Raw genomic sequence first — 1200 nt, 5'->3', positions numbered from 1 at the left:
TGGCATTGGCGTGAAGCAACTGTCTTGAGCACCACCAAATTAAAAGGCCAAATTATGGAAAGAATTGTCCCATCCTTCTCCTTTTTTGATCATGGCGTTGATGATGCTAAGCAGTTTTCTCATCGAGGCAACAAGAGCCACTTTTTTGGGCTTACCAGCCTGAACGAGTCGCGTATAAAAGGTCTTAATCGCCTGGTTATAGCGAACGGCAGACAGTGTTGCCATGTACAGAGTAGTGCGAACGCTTGCTCTACCACCGAAAATCGTCCGTTTTCCTCGCATTTTTCCAGAGTCCCTGTTAATGGGGGCTACGCCTACAAGAGCGGATATTGCTCTTCTGGAAAGCGTCCCAAGCTCAGGAACCTCAGCAAGCAGGCTCGCAATTGTTGTGTCACCGACGCCTTTGATGGTGTTGAGAAGTTCCGACAGCTCAACGAAATGGTTCCGAACGTGCTCCCTCATCTCAATATCGATGAGTTCAAGTTCTCCATTAAGGGCGCAAATAACGCACTCAACGCTTTTCATCACCGCTGGGTGGGATGTGTAGAGGCGATTTCGTTCAGAGACCAGCATAGTTACCAGCTGGCGACGACGGACCACCAGGGCAGTAAGAACCTGACGTTCATTATCGGGCAGGGAAAGAATAAAACGTTCACGCTCCGGGTGGTTATTAATGACATCAGCCATCTGTGCGAGAGCTTTGGCATCAATGCTGTCGGTCTTTGCCAGGTATCCCATCGCCCGGCAAAAATCTCTGGCCTGTCTGGGATTAACTACCGCTATTTCATAGCCCTCAGACTGGAGATGATAGGCAACTCCGGCTTCAAGTCCCCCGGTAGCCTCCATCAAAATCAAAGAGACGGAGGCATCTTTAAGGGCATTAATAATCTGCTCAAAGCCATCGGTGCCATTCACTACAGTGAAGGACGTATTACCGGCTCCCATGCAAATATCGAGAGTTCCTTTTGCTACATCAATACCGACACAAATCTGATTTGGCTGACTCATTATTACCCATCCTTGCATATACGAATTGAAGTTCTGGCAACTGTTCGGGTTTCAGACGAGTGGCTCAGCTCATGCGCCAATTGCTTCACGGCGGGCTTTTTAAGCCCCAGGGGGAGTTCGTGCTGCATGAGCCTTGCCAAATCACACGGATGTTATTTTAACCACTTTTCAAGATACAAGGGGGAGTGAGAT

1 protein-coding gene is annotated in these 1200 nt (G+C 48.8%); it reads right to left on the bottom strand.

The window, feature by feature from the left end; all coding sequences use genetic code 11:
* Positions 1 to 39: 39 nt before the first annotated feature.
* Positions 40 to 1008 (bottom strand): transposase, encoded by a 969-nt coding sequence (locus RYZ59_RS24515; RefSeq protein ID WP_318051107.1) that lies wholly within the window; start codon positions 1006 to 1008, stop codon positions 40 to 42.
* Positions 1009 to 1200 lie beyond the last annotated feature (192 nt).

The sequence above is a fragment of the Citrobacter sp. HN-141 genome (genome assembly GCF_033341895.1).
In the GTDB taxonomy this organism is placed as follows: domain Bacteria; phylum Pseudomonadota; class Gammaproteobacteria; order Enterobacterales; family Enterobacteriaceae; genus Citrobacter.
Note: the sequence above shows the minus strand (reverse complement) of the source record. Positions and strands in the feature narration are given on the sequence as shown.